Origin of the sequence: Mycobacterium sp. E3247 (genome assembly GCF_001667785.1) — a bacterium.
Lineage (GTDB): Bacteria > Actinomycetota > Actinomycetes > Mycobacteriales > Mycobacteriaceae > Mycobacterium.
The window spans coordinates 1-18,096 of the sequence record NZ_LZJG01000183.1; the positions used below are offsets into that span (position 1 = coordinate 1).

Below are 18,096 nucleotides of genomic sequence, written 5' to 3' on the forward strand. Positions count from 1 at the left end.
GGGCGACCGGCTCACCGAAACGGCGCGGGGTCGCCGCCTGGTTCGGCCAGACGGCGCCGGGGCCGGGCGGAGGCAGGTGTCCGGGCGCGCCCTGGTAACCGAATGGTGGCGCATATCCCGGGCTTCCCGGTGGCGACGGTGGGGGACCGGCATAGGCCGGGGCGCCGGAAGTGCCTTCTTGCCTGCCTCCGGGGCCGCTGCCCCGGTCGCCCGGAACGCTCATGCCTTACCTCCTGGGCTGTTCACGAGGTGGGGATCCGGGAGGCGACTTTGTTGACGAGCTCGGGAGCTTGATCGCTGCCGCCGTAGTCGCACACCCTCATGTCGATCACCACGTTGCTGCGCGGCATCAGGGCGCGCTGGCAGCCCCACCCGGTTCCGCCGGTCTTCTCCCAGGACACCATCAGCGTGTTGTCGACGACCCTGGGGTCGGCGACGGCGATGGTGCCACCCTCGTGGCGGTTCACCAAAACCTCGGTTCGGGCGCAGTGATCCCACTTCCTCGTGAGGTCCTCGAAGACGGCGCCGGCGTCTTTCGCGGTCGGAAAGGCCACCAGCGACTGCAGGGTCAACTTCACGTACACGTCACCCGGTCCGTGAAGTTCGGCCGACTGCGCGTCGATGAAGCGGGTGTCGCGATAGACCTGAGCCATGCCCGGGGCCCAGATGCCGGCACAGTCGGGCGGGTCGGCGGTATCCATGAACAGGCCGTTGTTGCTCTGGTAAAGCGTCATTCCCTGCACGTGCAGGATGTCGCCGGCCTCGGCGGGACTCAACAGAAGGTTCTTCAGATCTTCCGGGTGGACCAGCCCCGGCGTCGTGGGCACCGAGAGCCCGGGCGGCTCGCGGTGTGATGCCGCCGCCGATGCACCCGAGGTCATCACACGGCTGATGAGGATGACGCCCAACACGGCCGAGGTGACCGTGAGAATGACCGTCGTGAGCATCAACCAGCGTTTGGCGCCAGGGGGCGGGGCTGGCCGCGGGCTTGGAGGCCACGGAGGCGGTGTGCCGGCCGCGCCCGGCTGGAAGCCGCTCCATGCGATCGGCTGTCCCGGCGCATAGGGAGCGCCGGGCGGACCGACGTGGTAGCCGCCCGGGGGCGGGAGCGGGGCATTGCCCTGATTCGCCGGCGGTTCACTCCATGCCACGCGCCGCACCGTTCGCCATCATTGCGGTCGTCCCCCGAAAGTCTGTGGCGAGCACAGCCGCCCGCCTGCGTTCGTGAGCAGGATTCTAGATGGCGACGGGGATTGGCGTTTGCGGTTTCCTGCCCGGCAGGTATCGCCGGGTTGGTCGGAGGCCGCTTCGCTGTGTTCCGGGCTGTCTGCGGTAGGCTGTCGACCTGCTGCCGCCGATTCGGGCGGCACCGGGCTGTGGCGCAGTTTGGTAGCGCACTTGACTGGGGGTCAAGTGGTCGCAGGTTCAAATCCTGTCAGCCCGACAAGAGAAGGTCCAGCTAAAGGGCCGTTTTCGAGCAATCGAGAGCCGCCTTTTGGGTACCCGTCAGGGGTATGGATGGCAACGCAAATGGCAACCCACATGCCAATCCGCATCAAGGGTGCGGTCTGAGGGTGGCTATCGACAACACGCGACTTGAAGCATGTGCCCATTGGTACAAGTCCGCGTCGATCGCAGTCAGAAGTTGCACGATGTCCCGGTGCCGGGCCTCAATGTCGACATCGAGAAGATTCTCCATATGCGCAACCCGGTTGCGTAGTGCGTGGAGATGGCGCACACGGGCGGAAGTCGCGTATCCGTTCGGGTCTTGGCGAAGGTTTGGAAAGGCGCTCGAAGTGGCCTGCGTCCATAAGGTTCCGGTCGCCGCCACGTTCCCCGCATTGCCATGTCGGTGAGGGAGCAGCCGCTTCCATATCCCAAAGTTGGTGTTGGCTACCAGATCGTCGTGATTGATTGGGGCATGCTTCCGCGGATGCGAGGCAGCACGCTTGCGTCGGGCGGTCACCGCTTGGTTCATTAGCTCGGTGCGATAGCGGTTATCGACCAACGTCGCTAGGGGTGGTGCCGGATGCTCCAACCAATCGGGGGTCGGTGTCGACATTCCTCGGGGTGCTGGTTGCGCGGCATTCCACGACCGGAGTGCCTTGTCTAGAGCGCAACGCAGAATGACCTCGGCTGCGGCAAGCGACTCCTGAAACGCTGCGGAGAGGTGGTTGTTCCAGGTATACAGGGCGAGCAACTCATGATCGGTGTTTCCGCATCGCTGCTGGTAGGGGGCCAGTCTGGCAGAGTGAAGGCAACCCAGCACCGTTGTGGGCGACGTTGACATCCGTGTAATTCTAGTGCTATGGTTCGCCTACGGACGCGGGACAAGATCCCTGCTAACTACATGGAACCCCCGAAGGCGAAAGCCGGAGGGGGTTTCTCATGTCCCGCGCATTTCAGCCTAAAGGCCGAGCGCACCTGAGAGTCCCTCCACTGCTGCCCGCGCGGTGTCGTCGCTGGTATGTCCGTAAATGTCGCCCGTGATAGCCACCGACGAGTGCCCGAGTAGATCGGCCACAGCTTTGATGTGCACTCCGGCCTCAAGCCATGCGACGGCCGCGCTGTGCCGGATCGTGTGCAGGTCTGTGTCGACGCCTGCCGCCCTAGCGGCCGTCTCGACGACGCGCAGCAGGTTTCGCGGGTCGACTGGCCGACCAAGTTCCGTCGTGAATACCAGGCCGCTGTCGCGCCACTGGTTGGCCGCGCGCAGCCTCTCGGCGGCCTGAGCCGCACGGTGCTTACGGAGTAGATCAACGACCGCGCGAGAGAGCGGGACCGTGCGCCGGGAGCGTTCGGTCTTTGGTGCGCTGATGACCAGATCGCCGCCGATACGCCCAATCGTCGCGGCGACCTTGAGCGTCCCGGCGTCTATGTTGACGCGATCCCACGCCAATGCCAGCACCTCGCCACGCCGCAGCCCTGTCGCCGCGATCAGGACGAGCGCGGGGTGATAGCGGGAATCCTTCGCGGCGGCGAGCACCTGGCCGACGGCGGCCTGATCGAGATGCTTCGCCACGACACGCTCCACGCCCGGCCGTTTTACCGCGGCGGCAGGATTCTTGGCGAGGAGGCCATCACGTACGGCGCCGTCGAGCCCGGCGCGTAGCACGGTGTATGTCGAGCGGATTGTCGAGTCGCTGAGCGCACGCACCGGCTGGCCTGGCGCGGCGCCGTCAGCACCCTTGGGCCCGGGTTTGGTCTTGGCGCGCATAGCAAGAATGAGCTTCTCGACGTCGGACGGTTTGAGCTTGTCGAGGCGGATCGCCCCGAACGGCTCCGGTTCAAGGTGCAGCCGTGACAGGTTCTCGTAGAGCGCCCGCGTGGCCGGTTTGCGGTCGCTGGCCGCAAGTGTGGTCGCCCGCCAGTGCGCGAGCCACGCCCCGACGGGCATCGTCGCGTCGCGGGCCGGGGCGCCTTTCTCGATTCGGTCGCGGGCTTTCTTGAGCTTCTCGCGTGCATCGGCACGCGTCGGCCCACAAACGCGGATTCGCCGCGTGCGCCCTTCCTCGTCGGTGTAACTGAATGCTGCGGCGTACCCGGTTACCCGGCCGTCGCGGGCCTGCGACGCCATCCTCGGCGAATCTGCCACCCCCACCGCAACTTACGTCGCGATGACCCGCGATCGTGAGCACAACCACGCCTACAGGTGAGGCGTCGACGTTGTCACAAAGCTGTCACAACTAGGTGCGAATCATGGGGATGACGAGAAAACGGTCTGAGACGGGTCTCGCCGGTCACCTTGCTCGGAAAGCCATGGCGATACAACGAAATCCTGCCTACGTCCGACTGATATCAAGGGACTTCGACGCTCCTACCGTTGCCTTCCGGTCGGTTGCCATCCTGTTTGAGGGCTCCATCGATAATCGGTAGCCGTCATAATCTTTGAAGAAAGTGTGACGAACGGCTTCCCTTTGTCGTCGACTGCGCGGGTTTGGGGTTTGCCATCAACCAGCAGGTTCAGCTGTAGCCGCCATTCGCAGTTGCAGTCGTTGGCGGTGGCGGTGACGTCGAAGAGTTCCGTCTTGCCCGGCTCAACGTCGAAGGCTTGATCACCCTCGACGATTTCGTTATCGAGGTCGACCGAGAGCTCGTCAGGCGCAATCGGCCCGCGCTGGCCCTTTACACCAGTACCAAAGGGTGGTCTCACCGAGACGCCCGTCTTAGGTGGCAGCGTGCCAACCACGATTGGTCTTATCCCTTGCACAATGATGGGAACGGTCCGCGCGCTCACAGCGAATCTAAAAAGCGTCTCATCCAAGTCAATGCCGCCATTTGCTCTGGCCCATTGCCAAAATCGTCCTTTGTCTTGGGTGTCGGACGGGGGTGAAGGCGGCGGCACAGAGCGATCCGGGAACAAATAGCTGGGAAAGGTAGGCTGGGAATAGGTATCCCTGTCCGCCTGTACCGAAATGACGTATGACTGCGCGGGCTGGTTTCTGAGCACGAAGTAGACGACTACAGCTGTTACGGCGATTAATACCGCGCCGGCGGCGCTTAGGACTTTGCCCGAGCGTGGCCAGTTGCGCCAAGCCGACATCACCGGCCTGCGTTTCGCTACAGGCGGCCTCCGCGGTCCGACGGCGTTTGGTGAGCCCGACGACAGCTTGAACAACTGCGTCGTGTCACCGCGGACATACAGCACTGGGGTAACCCATTCGAGGGTATGCGGAGTGCCAAGGATGGCGACGCGACCGCTACCGAGGGCGTTATCAACGCTGTGCCCGTGAGCGATCGCGGTGTAGAAGCCGCGAGAGAACGCAATTGCAGCTGAGTCGCTAACGGTGAATTGCATCGCCGCCACCGCGCTGATCCCGCTGTGGACCAGCGCTGCGGCGGTGCCGGAGAAGAGATCTCGAGTGCCTTGCTCGCCGGAGGAACAGGAGTTAAGCACCACCAGCCGTGGATTTGGCTGCGCTTGACCGAGGAGATCCGCTAGGCGGGCCGCTTCAACCAGGTTGGCTCTCCTATCAGGTCCAACCAGGGCGATGAGCCCTTGATCGTTGCCGACGTCGTAGTCGCCGTGGCCGATGAAGTGCAGGACATGCCAGGTGCTAGACAACAGTCTGTCTTGCACGGCGTCCCAGCTAGCTTGTGTGAGCCATTCCAGTTCGATCAACCCGTCGGCGATGGGGCCGGCGAGAGCATCGGATAAATGCTGCTGTTCGGCAGTAACGTCGAGGACGGGCATGCCGCGCGGGGAAGCGATGAGGCCCAGCACCCGCAATGGAGGCACTACTTCCAGCGGCTCAGGGGTGTAGGGCGCCGCGACGTGGCGGACCAGAGGTTCTTTGCGGCAGATGTAGGTTGACGTTTCGAGATCGAACATAGCCTCCCAGGGCAACGCCGCCAACTGCGGCGCGGTCAGGCGCAATACGACTCGCAGCGGCTCCGCTCGCTGCAGCGCCATCCCGAGGCTGGCGCGATACGTGCCTAGAACAGCTCCGCTGAACAGCGCGTCGAACAGCTCTGCGCCGACACGTTGCAGCTCCTGCTCGGCCGGGGCAAGACCACGCCCGGTAACTCCCGAGGCCACCACCATGGCCTCCAACGCGTCGCGGTTTCGCAGTAGCCCGTCAACGTCGAGACGTGCCGTTGCGGCGGGTTCCCCGCCCGAAGCAGCTCTCACTACGCGGGTGGTGAATTCGCCACCCTTGGCGCCGGGACCGATCTCCAGCTCGATTTCGCAGGACATACTTTCCCCTCACGCTTTCCTCTCACACGTCTCCGGCGAGCGTCCAGGTTGGCAACGATGTTCCGCGGGTGGCTTTGCCTTAAACCGTCGGGTGGCGAGGCCCCCGACCCGGGCCCTACGAAAAGGCTGCCATTTCCTTCCTGAAGGGTAGAGCTTCCGATAGCTGCATTCGCGATCTGGGCCGGGCACTTCGAAGATTCTCAGCCACCCTGACAGGAGCCCGCGAACTGGTCTGGACTAAGCAACCGGGGTCAGGCCAACCCCATTCCGCAGTGTCTGACTCTCGATCGGCTGAGTACAGGCCCGACCAAGCGGGCAGTGCCACCGTTGAGGATGGATGTAAGTGCGTTGTACTGCAACAGTATTCATGTCAAGTCGAATGAGGATTTGGCGTTGTCCGGCGCTTGCGGCGGTGGTCGGCGGGAGATGAGCGCCGAAGGCACGGGGTAACGGCTAACGGGGATCACCAACCCGGAGTACCGCGGCGGCGAGGTGATCCTGACTATCGACAAGATCGTCGGTGTGTCAATGGCGGAGGCATCCCCGCACCCTCGCCACCGATGGCTCCCGCGCGCGGGTTCTCCACCGGCAATCAACTATTCGGCATCCGGGTCGTCGACGGAGAGCCCGCTACCGAGAGGTGATCCTGACCGTCGGATTAGATGGGTACTGTGTCGATTTCAGATCGGGACTTTTTACCCTTGTGTCTTTTTCCGGGCGGCGTAGCGTCACGCTCGTTAGCTTGCCTCTACGTGTGGCCAGCGAGTGAACGGGGGTTATTCAATGTCTGACGGTGACTACGAAGGCTTGAAGGACACGTATCCCGAACAATTCGGTTCCCTTCACATCGGGACGCCCATCAATGCCGACACGAACGAAGTAATGGTGGATACGCAGCCTGCGTTTTATGAGAGAAAGCTGGCTGAACGCGGTCTGTTGTCTCTAGGTTCGCCCTCCCATGACTTTGTGTTTCTGGCCGGAGGTACTGACAGCAAGTCACAAGACACGTGGGGGTGGAATACCTCTGCGTCGATGGAATTGAACGCCGGGATCGCTGATTTCGCGGCGAAGTTTTACGTTAAACAGACAAACGACACGTGCAAGCGGTCGTCGGTGGCTTCGATCGTCGGGATGAGCAAAGCGACGCAGTCCGTCACATTGGAGATGACCCCCGACTGGAATCAGTATTACTCCTGTATGACGGAGGGCTTCCAGAATCTGTACGACGCCGTGATCGACGCCGCGTGCAAGGCCGACAAGTCACAGACCGACGACGACTACTCGACGTTGCTGGATGCTCTTGCGAAGTTCTACAAGTGGTATGGCACGGGCTTCGTGTGCAAGCTCGACCTGGTGGCCTACGGGGTGGTCGAAGGGTATTACAGGAGGCGCACCATCCGCATTGAGGATGTTTTCACCAGCGGTTGGGGAGTCGCGGCGTCTCTTCCCTTTGTGGGCGCCGAGGCTGGGGGTCAGTACGTCAAAACACACACCGGCGAAGACGCGACGACGACGTTCAAGGCGCACGCATTCGGGCGGCCCGCGCAATCCGCTCAGCTGAAGTGGGCGGAAGACAAGGCGATAGCTCTCGACGGGAAGACACTTGAAGAATTAGTCAGCAGCGATGTGTGGTCGCAACCCCCACCCGCGACTGTGCCTGATCCAAAGGATCCAGAACTCGATTATGGTCCTATCGACATTACGCCGTTGGCAGCGCCGCAGCTTTCCGGCTCCTCGGACATCCTGAGCACGGCGATCAAAGCACTCCAGCATATGACGGTGGTTCGATCCGAGGGCAAGGCGAATCCCAAGGATAAGAATGACGCCGCCGACGTCGCGACGGAAGTCAGGTCCAAAGTGGCCGAGCTGAAGAAAATGGCGCTGTGCACCGAGGACGATATCAATAACGCGGCGTTGCCTGACTCCGAGACGGCGCGGGCTGCTGAGTCGCTCTTGTCGGTCGAGGTCGATACATCCACCGCCCCCCACCACCGGCGCGGCTCCCTGGCAGGTGCCGTGGAGAACCAAGGCAACGACGGCGGCGAGCACCCGAGCGGCGGGAATGAGGCTAGCGGCGGGAAAGCAACTGGTGATCTGGACCTCGGTGGTTACACGCCAAGCGGGTATTCCTACTTGCCGTGGGAAAAGATATTTCCCGATCTCGGAATCGGTTTGGAGTGCACACCCGCCCAAGTCGCGTTCGGCAAGGCCCTGGTGTGGTACTCAATCCGCGACCTCTTCGCGCAGTACCTCGAGTTCTGCGCCAACTTCCAGGGCGTGGTCCGCGATCAACAGGGAAATGTCGTCTACATCAAGAACAGGACCGTCGCATTCCGGGCGGCGCTAGATGCAGTGAGTGAAACTCTCACCGACAAGCTGACGGAAAAGAAATTCAAGCACAACACCAGTTTCGTCCCCGATTTGGAGAGAGAGCTCAAGACTCAGCTGGTCGAGGCCGGGTTTGATATGGACTGGTACCAGCACTACGAGTTCTGGATCCACAATTACAGATGGCTCAAGGAAGCTCCCTTCGGCGTGGTGGCCGTCATCGAGCGCGACGGGCAACGCTACTTTCAGACGAATCCCTACCCCGGCAATCCGATGCACCGCAGCACCCAGCCAAACGGGTGCGCCCCGGCGACAAGCCTCGAGGCGGCGGATTTGATCACTGCCAACGCCTATCGGCTGTACCCGATCATCTCGACCTCCGCCAAGGGCGAACCGCACTTCGCCTGGGTCGGAGGGCCCTGCCTACTCCAGGGCGACAATAGTGACGCGAGCCTTAGGTACAGCGGACTGTTGACATTCACCCAAGATCCCACGCGCACCCCTGCGTTCAGGAGCAAGCGGTGGCATTGGGCCGACGGCGAGAACCGCGCAAGCGACGATGGCAATGAGGTCCTATTCAATGAGATGGCTGTACCCATGCTGGTTCATCAGAGTAAAGACGCTGCCGAAGAAATTGCCGGGGCCGAGGCGTCGCCATGGCCTGGTTTGACGGAGCGATGGACTAATCGCAAACGGGTGTTCGGGATGCATCTTTACTCCGGCGTCGGTGATGACGATTGCTTCGGCCATCAATACGATTTCATCCCCGGCCTTCCCCCGTGGGTTGTCCCTGACCACGTAGACAACCGCGAGCGTTCGACGGAACGACTGCTGGAGATAGCGGGGAAGCTTGCCCACGACGCCACCGCATACGCCACTGTGCTCCCGCTGGTACCGCCGGAGAAAGACCAGCAGAAAGGTGCACAGGACGGCCAGAAGGTTGTCTGGAAGTTGCAACAGCCGGCCGGTGTGGTTGGCGCGTATTTCGCCGCGCAAGACGCGACGTTTTTCTGGGGGCCCGAGCAGGGGCCTGGATGGGAAAAGCAGGACGATAACAAAAACAACCTGTTTACGCAGTGCCCAGTCAAATTCATCCCCGTCAACTATCAACACGTGCGCAATGCCCTGATGGCGATCGGTGAGGATCCCGACCATTACGACCACAAAACAGAACCGGCGTGGGCGACGGCCGGCGGAGGCGCCATGTGGAGACAGCCTCGGACCGACTTGATGAAACGTTTGAAGGCACTCGGCGAGGAATCCGAGGAAGAGCCCGCTGATCCGGTCTGATGTGACCGGCTGCGGGGCCGGGTTTGAGCACGTGAGAAGGAATTCACTCCGGCGCATAGCATTTGGCCCGAGGAATTCTTAGGTGGTAACGGCCTGTCGGCTTTCCACAATTATCTCAGCCGACTATCACAAGAAACCATTCTTCATTCGGTGAAGATCCCACGCGCCAAGGTTGCGATATCGCATTTCCAGATCGCCGAGCCGTCGCGATCGCTCAACACACTGCCCGTGACTCCCGGCAATACGCCGACGACATCGGTCAAGGGTTCAGCCGTCGGAAACTCCGTTCGTGGTTGTCCCGGCTCCAGGACCTGGCACGCCGAACAGGTAGTCGCCGGCCAGAATGGAAGGCGCGCACGCCAATCCGTCGCGCACAGCGGCTTCCTTCGCGACAGCGTTGCCCTCTAGGACGCCTGCTATGTCGGGACCGCGTCGCTGGGTGCCCGCAGCTGCTCTGGCATTCGGGGTAGGTCCGCGGCGCGGGAGCCCGCAACGCGGCATGCTGGCCGCAGATGTGTCCAAATCCCGAATCCAGCTCTGAACTGGCAAGGCGGGATGCTTGGGCATACCAGGGTGCGGGCTGGCTGGGGTGGGTTTTCCTCACGCGATGACCGTCGTCGCGGCCAACGCTGCGCCCCGCCGTCACCACACAGCTGGGTGCCGGCGTCGGCGAGCGCCGCTTGAGGATCAAAGCCCTTACGCCGGCGCCCGGGCTTCGACGCGGCTCTAAGGCGTTGGTGATTAACAAGTTTCGCTTATGGAAAAACAATTGTCTTGTATCAATGGTGATTTCACGTGAGTTGTTGCGCCTGATGGGCTGAATTGGTTGCCAACTCACAGCTACTCGTGCGTCATCTCAGAGCTTTCGTGCTTAGCGTCGTCGTGGGCCGCTTTTGATCACGGAGTTCTTGGGGGGTTGTCGATGAGCCGCGCGCAACACATTTCGAATTGGGATCCCGAGGACCTCGCGGCTTGGGAGGCCGGCAACAAGAAGGTGGCTCGGCGGAACCTGATCTGGTCTGTGTTCGCGATGCACGTCGGCTACTCGGTCTGGTCGATCTGGTCGGTGATGGTGTTGTTCATGCCCAGCTCTGTGTACGGGCTTTCGCCGGCCGACAAGCTTCTGCTGGGTGCCACCGCAACGCTCGTCGGTGGTTGTCTGCGCATCCCGTACGCGGCGGGGGTGGCCAAGTTCGGCGGACGCAACTGGATGGTGTGCTCTTCGCTGGTGCTGTTAATCCCGACGGTTGGCACGATTCTGTTGCTGGCCAACCCCGGTCGGCCGCTATGGATGTATCTGGTGTGTGCGGCGCTAACCGGCATGGGCGGCGGCAATTTCTCCGCGGCGATCGCCAACGTCAACGTCTTCTACCCTCAGCGACTGAAAGGTGCGGCGCTGGGCATTGCCGGTGGCGGGGGAAACATCGGAGTGCCGATGATCCAGGTCTTAGGTCTGGTAGTGCTCGCGACCGCCGGCAACCGGCAGCCCTATTGGGTATGCGCGATCTATTTGGTGCTGTTGTCATTGGCCGCCCTCGGGTCGGCACTGTTCCTGGACAACGTGGAGCTGCCCCCCGGTGAGCGCAAACCCATGCGAGCGGCCCTGGTGCAGCGTGACACCTGGATCCTGGCGATGCTCTACGTCGCGACCTACGGCTCATTCATCGGATTTTCGTTCGCCTTCGGCCAGGTGCTGCAAATGAACTACATGGCCACCGGGCAAGGTGCGCTGCAGGCGTCCTTGCATGCCGCCCGCGTCGCCTTTCTCGGACCGCTCCTCGCGTCGCTGGCCCGAATGTACGGCGGCAGGCTCTCCGACCGCCTCGGCGGAGGCGCCGTCACCCTGGGAGCTCTGTTTGCCATGATCGCTGCCGTCGGCGCGCTGATCGAGGTGAGCGCGCATGCCGACAGTCGCTCCGGGCCCTTGAGCGTCACCGCCATGACCGGTTACATCGTCGGATTTATGGCACTTTTCGTTTTGTGCGGGATCGGCAACGGAGCCGTGTACAAGATGATCCCGGCGGTCTTCGAGTCACGCAGCCAATCCATGTATGCCGTCGAGGCCGAACGCCGCCACTGGGCCCGTGCGATGTCCGGCGCCGCGATCGGAATCGTCTCCGCGGTCGGCACGCTCGGCGGTGTATTGATCAATCTGGCGCTCCGACAGTCCTATCTGACTACCGGTTCAGAAACGACGGCGTTCTGCTTTTTCTTGTTGTGCTATCTCGTTGGGTCAGTGCTGACGTGGTGGGTCTACGTGCGGCGCCCGTCTGCCGAGGCGAAACCGGAATTGCGCGAATTGTCGCTTGCCGAAACCGGTGGTTCTTAACTGCGGCGCGCGGTCACGGTCACTGACGCGTCGCGATGGTGCGCGGCATCTCGGTCACCGGCCGAGAAACTTTTGCCGATCAACTAGTACGCGATCGATTTCACCGCGAGCGACAACCTGTCCTGAATCGTCGATCGCCTGCACTTCGAACGTCAGACGTCGCCCGTCGACCGGCGATACCGGCTCGGCGGTGACCTCTACCGTGCCGCCCACGTGGGTCGCGCGCCGGTGCTCGATGCGCACCGCGGTGCCAACGGTGGTCTGGCCGGGACCGGTGAAGGGCGCAGCGGCTTGCACTGTGGCCGCTTCCAGCCATGCAATCAGCCGTGGTGTCGCGAGCACTGGCACATCGCCGCTGCCGACCTGCTCGGCGGTGTCGGCGTCGGTCACTTGGTAGCGCATCACTACACGCTAACGCGCCCGGGAATATCCCTTAATCCCCGGCATCCAACCCGGGTGGCCATCTCGACGATTGTCGGGGCGAAGCGCGTAAACATCGGTGCGAGAACGGAACACTCGAAGAAGAACCGCACCTTTGAGCTCTGTAATCAGCAGCCGACCGGGCCGCCGCCCGCTGGGCAGCTGGGGATGTCGATAGGTATGCAGCTCGCCGACGTCGTCGAGACGGCGAACGCGAGCAGCGCCGCAAACAGGACCTTCTTCCCCCTCGTCATGACTGAAAAGGGTACGCCCGGCGAGGATCTTTCGCGGCGGTGTCCGCAGGAAAACCCAGCGGCAGCGAGGCTTCGGGGAACTCTGTTGACTTCGACGGCTCGATGGCCTGCGGTCGGCAGCGCATCGGCTCGTTGCGATCTGGAATCGGTTGCGGGGCAACGCGAAGCGCGTATGTCGGGAACGCGGCGCCGCAACGGGTGAGCCGGCATTGGGCCGACTGTGACGAACATCAACGGGCCATAGTGATGCCCGTCATAGCTTGATCAGCGTAAATGAGGTCATCCTAACCAATCGTTTGTTTATCTAACGGCTGGGAGAGCGTGATGGCCGACCTTGAGTTTGCTCATGACCTGACCCTCGACGAGGCGCGTCGACGCAGCGCAGTGCTCGACGCGATAGGTGACGACTGGGACCCCGTCGCCGTGCTCGCCGAGGAACAGAAGGCCTACGACATGCTGTACTCCGACCTGGACGCCGAGCAGCAGCGGATCTACGACCAGCTGGTCCGCGCTGGCGTCCTCCCCCCACGGACGGTGGATCGTGTTACCGATTGATCCGACCGCCGACCGCAGCCGCCGCGCATGGCTGCCCTGCCCGCGCTGCGACCACCGCGCGGAATGTGGCGATTGCCGAAGCACGCGAAACTGCGACACGCACTGGCAATACCTGCTCAGCAACAAGGGGACGCTGGTGCACCTGCAGTGCTCCGATTGCGGCCATCTCTGGTCGACAGATACCCATCGCCGCACCGCCTGAGCGGCGTCGCTATTGCGTGGCCACGAACGAGAAGTTGCGAGCAGTCGCGACGAGCTCCGGGTCAACGACGCAGCGAGTGCCATCGACATTTGCCTGCCCTGACACCACCTTGGCCGCCGCCGCGGCACCGGCGGCATTGCGGGTGGGACCCCAGCCGCCGACCAAGCCCTGACCGTTATCCGACAGGGCGACACAGCCACCCCGACCCTCGGCGAGAACGCGGCAGTCGCTTGCGCCGTGCCTCTCGGCGCAATGACTGACCGCGTACGTCTCGACGTCACTCAGACTGGCGGCGCCGCCGCCGACCGTCACTTCGACGGCATGGGTGGAATCTGAACCCGCGATCACGATGTAGCCGCCCTGGGCTTGTGCCGGTGCGGCCAGTCCGACAGCACAGGCGGCAAGGATCACTGCGGACGCGAGAGGCTTGAACACATACTTCCTTTCACAGCGCGCTCGGGCAGAAGTGGCGCGGTACTCCTACGGTGCTCGCTCCCCCGGAGATCGGCTCACCGCTTAACAAAGCCTTGACACGTGTGTAGCAAATCTTCACCTTTGTGGCCCGCGGCCTATGGGGCGTGATGCGGCGCCACTCACCAATGGGTTCCGCCGATGCTTTGCTCTGGTGCGTTCCCGGCCGTAAACGAGGCACCGTCGGGCGAACGCCCGCATCGCGAAGGATGATGAGCGTCATGGACGCTGAACTGAAACGCTGGCTGGACTCCGGCGAGCACTTCGACTACCTAGGCTTCGACATCTTCTACCGCGTGGAGGGCAGCGGCCCTCCGCTGTTGCTGATCCACGGGTATCCCTTCAGTTCGTTTGACTGGGCGCGGATCTGGCCCACGCTGTCGCAACGGTTCACCGTCATTGCACCGGACATGATCGGCATGGGATTCTCCGAAAAACCGGTGGCCTACCAGTACTCGGTGGGAGACCACGCCGACATGCACGAAGCTTTGCTCGCGCACCTGAACATCCGCAACGCGCACATCCTGGCTCACGACATCGGTGATTCCGTCGCTCAGGAATTGTTGGCTCGTCATGAGTTCGGTCAGCAAAGCTATGACGCGCTGCGCATCGATTCGATCACCTGGCTCAACGGCGGAATGTTCGTCGAGGCCTACAAACCCAGGACGGCGCAGAAGCTGATGTCCGGCACCCCGTTGGGCGACGTCTTCAGCCATGTACAGAACAGCCCGGTGTCCCGTCGGCTGCTCGAGCCGACACTGCGCGAGATGTTCGGCCCGAACACCAAGCCGACCCGGCACATGATGGAGGTCTTCAATCAGATCTTGGACTACAACGACGGCCGCCGGGTGCTGCACAAGGTCGGCCGGTTCATCAACGATCGCTATACACACCGAAACCGGTGGGTGCGAGCCATGCGACAGACCGCGGTTCCCATGCGGTTGATCGACGGGCCGGTCGACCCCAACTCCGGTGCCCACATGGCGCGCCGCTATGCGGAGGTGATCCCCGAGCCGGATGTCGTCATGCTCAGCGACGACATCGGGCACTGGCCACAAATTGAGGCGCCCGACGCGGTGTTGACCCACTTCCTCAACCACATAGACCGCATCGGCACCAGCTGACCGACCGGTCGTCCGGCCGGTGGCGGGCTAGCCGTGATGCGGCGGTCGCTCCTCGCGCAGCCGACCCTCGTCCGACGCCGAGCGCATCTGCTCCTCATCACCGAACCGCTCCACGTCCTCAGGCGTGATGCGTACCCGCGACGGCTTCGGCGCGGCCGGTGGGTGCTGCGGTTCGGTGGGCACGACGCGATTATGACCTACTGCTGAAAAGCCGGTAGGACGGTGCCGGAGTCGCGAATCTCCCAGATGCTGGCTTTGGTGATGCCATCGAAGTTGATCTTGTTCAACGTTGCTCGCGAATACGTGAGGTCGATGGCGACATGAGTCGCGGTGTTGCCGTACGGGTCGGTCATCGGGAATGTGCCCTGCACGTTCACTGCGGACGCGTCAGGATAGGTCGCTCTCGCGTACCTGAGGATGTCGATGGTGTCCATCCGGGCGCCGTCTCTGATCATCTGCTCGGTGTAGTTGTCGCGAATGGCGAATCGAGCGTCGACCACGTCGCCGTTCGGTCCCGGGGCAGTGGTGAAGGTGACTCCGTCCGGCTTCTTGGGGGCGGGCGGTGTCGAGGGTGGCGCCTCGGTCGGTGCCGACGATTCCGCCGTGACCGAATTGTTCGACGTGGCCTCTTTCGTGTGGTCGAAAGCCCAGGTCTTGCCAACAATGGCGAGCAGAACCATCGCGCTCAGCGCCGCCAGGGCCAGGGCCGCCTTTCCTTGCGGGCCCTTCTTCGGCGGTTCGGTGGAGAAGGCATACTCGCTGGTCCAGTTGAGACCATCGAAGTACCGTTGCAGCCCGTGGCCGACCCCGGACGGGTCGGGGTACCAGCCCGGCGCCGATTTAGGCGGCGGCGGCGCCTGTTCAGGTGGCATCAACCCATTTTCGTCGCGAACCAGACATCCCGGCTACCCGCAGTGCTGACCGCTCGAAACGGATCCCGTCCGGTGCGCCGTCATGCCCTCACCCCTTCAGTGCTCGCGATGAACGTGAGGTGGCTTTGGCGTGACGGTTGGGCGTGACGCCGGGCATTCGACGCGCCGGGGCGTCCGGTAACCGCTATGAAATTACGGTGAGCAACCACCACGTGAACCTGACCCAGCAGGAAAGTTCGTTGATCGGCGAGAGTCATCCCGAGGCGCTCGCTCGCATGGACGAGCAGTCGCTGAAGCAATTGCAGAGCCGGCTCAGGCAAGCACGCGAGAAGAACTTCAGCCTGTTGCGGCGTCAGGGCGCGGCTCGGGTGGAGGCCGAAGGCGCCCGCGGCTCCGCCCAGCCGGCCAGCGAAAAGCGTGGCGAAAAGGTGGAAATCTTCGACGAGGCACTGGCTCGGGTGGGCGAGCGCCTCGGCGCCATCGGCGGCGATCAGTAGCAAACACGGAGCGACGGTCGATGCCGTCGTAAAATCACGAAAATTCGTGGTTTAGTAATGGCATGTGTTGGGCACACAGCGCCATGACCGCGCATCGTCATGTCCTCCTTTTCCTTGCTCCCGCGGTCGTCGGGGTGTCGGGCGTCAGCGCCTCGGTCTTCACTTCCACGATCCCGTTTGCCTCTGCCGCTCCGTGTCCGGACGTCCAGGTGGTGTTCGCCCGCGGCACCGATGACCCGCCGGGCCTTGGTCCGACCGGACAGGCGTTCATCGATTCCCTGCGGCCTCGCGTCGGCGCAAAATCGCTCGACGTATATCCGGTCGACTACCCCGCCACCCACGACTGGACGAACGCGGGCGAGGCGGGCGTCAGGGACGCGGGCGCTCATGTCGTTTCAATGGCGCACGACTGCCCCAATACCAAGATGGTGCTCGCCGGCTATTCCCAGGGTGCGGCCGTGATGGGCTTCGTCACCTCAGCTGCCGTACCGGCCGGGATCGATCCGGCGAGCGTGCCCAAACCGATGGACCCTGAGGTGGCCAACCACGTCTCGTCTGTCGTGCTCTTCGCATTGCCGAGTGACAAGGCGATGAACTTCTTTGGCGAGCCGCCGGTCGTCATCGGTCCGCTCTATCAGCCGAAGACCCTTCAGGTATGCGCCTCCGGGGACCCGATCTGCTCCGACGGGATGAATTTCGCCGCCCATGACACGTACTCGAGCAACACGGCAGCGATCGATCAGGGCGCGGCGTTCGCGACCAGTCGTCTTGGTGGAGATTCCGGCGGGCCGGCGGGTGCCGGTCCGGGAGAGCCGACGACGACCGTCGGGTTCCCGTCTCCAAACTGAGGCTCTGCCCGTTAATCGGAGCTTGGCAGTGTCTCACGACCACGTGTCGTTCGAAAGCGTAGTAGCGCAAGGCATTTCGCATCGCGGATCGATCCGACGGCGACATGGCGAGCTGGTGGGCGGCGCGAGCATAATCGGGTCGTGGACTCAGACGGCGGTATCGGAGCACAGTTTCGCCGGCTACATCAAGAGGGGTGCTTTCTCATCCCGAACCCGTGGGACGCGGGCTCCGCGATCGCTCTCGCAAATCTCGGCTTCCCGGCGCTGGCCACCACGAGCGCCGGGCTGTGCTTCGCGCGCGGTCTGCCGGACACGGTGACCGCGCTCTCCGTCGACGCGGCGCTGCAGAACATCGCCGAAATAGTCGCCGCGGTCAGCGTGCCCGTCAACGCGGACTTCCAGGCCGGCTATGCCGGCGGCGCCGACGACCTCGCGCGGAATGTGGCGCGCTGCGTGGACACCGGCGTGGCCGGGCTCTCCATCGAAGACGGCACGGGGATCGCCGAAGCGCCGCTCTTCGAGCTGGCCGAGGCCACCGATCGCGTCCGCGCCGCACGTTCGGCAATCGACGGCTCGGGGACCGACGTCGTGTTGACCGGCCGCGCCGAATGCTTCCTTTACGGCCACCCCGAGCCGCTCGCCGAGGCCATCACGCGGCTACAGGCTTACGCCGAGGCGGGAGCCGAGGTGCTGTTCGCTCCGGGGGTCCGTACCGAAGCGGACATCGCCACTCTCGTCGACGCCGTACGGCCGTATCCGGTCAACGTACTGATGTCGGCGAACACTGGGCTTACGGTGGCCGACCTCGCACAGCTGGGGGTGCGGCGAATCAGCGTCGGCTCGGCCTTCAGCCGGGTCGCGTGGGGTGCTTTCTTAGGTGCCGCGCGGAAATTGAAGGACGACGGGTCATTCGAGGGACTGGCGGGGGCCGCCGGCTTCGACGAGCTGAATGGGTTGTTCACCGAGTAGTGCGGTTCGATTCGTTAATTCGTGCCCGGCTGCTGGACGGCGGACGGCTCATCCGGTGCCCTATGCGGATCCGAGACGCACGATCAACGACTTGAGACCGACGCTAAGCAGCAAGCAAGTTGGGGAAATCGATCCGCGTTTCTCGCACTGCTCCTATTCTTCGACCAACAGATGCGGATTTCGTCCGTTTGGCAAGGAGACGAAATGAGGATTCGTTTCATTGTTTCGGCGCTCGGGGC

Annotated in this window: 15 protein-coding genes, 1 tRNA gene and 1 pseudogene; 8 read left to right on the forward strand and 9 right to left on the reverse strand. The window is 63.2% G+C overall.

All coding sequences use genetic code 11. From position 1 onward, the window contains the following. Together A9X04_RS31385 and A9X04_RS09570 are read right to left on the reverse strand one after the other, a co-directional pair. Positions 1-223, reverse strand: a pseudogene (locus tag A9X04_RS31385) (hypothetical protein); the annotation flags it as partial. A 19-nt stretch (positions 224-242) separates the two neighbouring features. Next, positions 243-947, reverse strand: coding sequence for a sensor domain-containing protein (locus A9X04_RS09570; RefSeq protein ID WP_067919713.1), 705 nt, complete (start codon positions 945-947; stop codon positions 243-245). Between the two features lie 423 nt (positions 948-1,370). Between A9X04_RS09570 and A9X04_RS09575 the strand changes: the two genes are divergently transcribed. Then, positions 1,371-1,444 (forward strand) — tRNA-Pro (locus A9X04_RS09575). Positions 1,445-2,407: 963 nt separating this feature from the next. Here the strand turns inward: A9X04_RS09575 and A9X04_RS09580 are convergent. Further along, complete coding sequence (locus A9X04_RS09580; protein ID WP_067919715.1) at positions 2,408-3,577, reverse strand: site-specific integrase; 1,170 nt, start codon at positions 3,575-3,577, stop codon at positions 2,408-2,410. 240 nt (positions 3,578-3,817) lie between these two features. Further along, complete coding sequence (locus tag A9X04_RS09585) at positions 3,818-5,698, reverse strand: CHAT domain-containing protein (RefSeq protein WP_067919717.1); 1,881 nt, start codon at positions 5,696-5,698, stop codon at positions 3,818-3,820. A gap of 783 nt (positions 5,699-6,481) precedes the next feature. On the opposite strand from A9X04_RS09585, the gene A9X04_RS09590 reads away from it, so the two are divergent. Then, entirely contained in the window at positions 6,482-9,316 is a 2,835-nt protein-coding gene (locus A9X04_RS09590; protein ID WP_067919718.1) for a hypothetical protein, read from the forward strand. A gap of 922 nt (positions 9,317-10,238) precedes the next feature. After that, the gene (locus A9X04_RS09595; RefSeq protein ID WP_067919719.1) at positions 10,239-11,645 is read left to right on the forward strand and encodes a NarK/NasA family nitrate transporter; all 1,407 of its coding nucleotides are present in this window, start codon (positions 10,239-10,241) and stop codon (positions 11,643-11,645) included. Between the two features lie 54 nt (positions 11,646-11,699). On the opposite strand, the gene A9X04_RS09600 is transcribed toward A9X04_RS09595, so the two are convergent. Together A9X04_RS09600 and A9X04_RS31905 are read right to left on the reverse strand one after the other, a co-directional pair. Further along, on the reverse strand, positions 11,700-12,047 hold the full coding sequence (locus A9X04_RS09600; protein WP_067919721.1) for a thioesterase family protein: 348 nt from the start codon (positions 12,045-12,047) through the stop codon (positions 11,700-11,702). 146 nt (positions 12,048-12,193) lie between these two features. Beyond that, on the reverse strand, positions 12,194-12,319 hold the full coding sequence (locus A9X04_RS31905) for a hypothetical protein (protein ID WP_255396482.1): 126 nt from the start codon (positions 12,317-12,319) through the stop codon (positions 12,194-12,196). A 324-nt stretch (positions 12,320-12,643) separates the two neighbouring features. Here A9X04_RS31905 and A9X04_RS09605 point away from each other — a divergent pair, with 324 nt between their 5' ends. Further along, positions 12,644-12,874, forward strand: a complete 231-nt coding sequence (locus A9X04_RS09605) for a DUF6400 family protein (protein WP_067919722.1) — start codon at positions 12,644-12,646, stop codon at positions 12,872-12,874. 211 nt (positions 12,875-13,085) lie between these two features. Here A9X04_RS09605 and A9X04_RS09610 read toward each other — a convergent pair whose 3' ends face one another. After that, the gene (locus A9X04_RS09610) at positions 13,086-13,511 is read right to left on the reverse strand and encodes a DUF4189 domain-containing protein (RefSeq protein WP_067919727.1); all 426 of its coding nucleotides are present in this window, start codon (positions 13,509-13,511) and stop codon (positions 13,086-13,088) included. A gap of 257 nt (positions 13,512-13,768) precedes the next feature. Between A9X04_RS09610 and A9X04_RS09615 the strand changes: the two genes are divergently transcribed. Further along, positions 13,769-14,671, forward strand: coding sequence for an alpha/beta fold hydrolase (locus tag A9X04_RS09615; protein ID WP_067919739.1), 903 nt, complete (start codon positions 13,769-13,771; stop codon positions 14,669-14,671). 27 nt (positions 14,672-14,698) lie between these two features. On the opposite strand, the gene A9X04_RS30880 is transcribed toward A9X04_RS09615, so the two are convergent. Both A9X04_RS30880 and A9X04_RS09620 read right to left on the reverse strand, forming a co-directional pair. Then, positions 14,699-14,854 carry a hypothetical protein gene (locus A9X04_RS30880; protein ID WP_197509110.1) on the reverse strand — a complete coding sequence of 52 codons (156 nt, stop codon included), beginning with the start codon at positions 14,852-14,854 and terminating at the stop codon, positions 14,699-14,701. Positions 14,855-14,868: 14 nt separating this feature from the next. Continuing rightward, positions 14,869-15,543 carry a DUF2510 domain-containing protein gene (locus A9X04_RS09620; RefSeq protein WP_067919729.1) on the reverse strand — a complete coding sequence of 225 codons (675 nt, stop codon included), beginning with the start codon at positions 15,541-15,543 and terminating at the stop codon, positions 14,869-14,871. Positions 15,544-15,740: 197 nt separating this feature from the next. On the opposite strand from A9X04_RS09620, the gene A9X04_RS09625 reads away from it, so the two are divergent. The 3 genes from A9X04_RS09625 (at position 15,741) to A9X04_RS09635 (ending at position 17,857) form a co-directional block, all read left to right on the forward strand. Next, complete coding sequence (locus A9X04_RS09625; RefSeq protein ID WP_067919731.1) at positions 15,741-16,040, forward strand: hypothetical protein; 300 nt, start codon at positions 15,741-15,743, stop codon at positions 16,038-16,040. Positions 16,041-16,123: 83 nt separating this feature from the next. Next, the gene (locus tag A9X04_RS09630; RefSeq protein ID WP_067919734.1) at positions 16,124-16,888 is read left to right on the forward strand and encodes a cutinase family protein; all 765 of its coding nucleotides are present in this window, start codon (positions 16,124-16,126) and stop codon (positions 16,886-16,888) included. Between the two features lie 141 nt (positions 16,889-17,029). Continuing rightward, on the forward strand, positions 17,030-17,857 hold the full coding sequence (locus tag A9X04_RS09635) for an oxaloacetate decarboxylase (protein ID WP_067919737.1): 828 nt from the start codon (positions 17,030-17,032) through the stop codon (positions 17,855-17,857). The last annotated feature ends 239 nt before the right edge of the window (positions 17,858-18,096 follow it).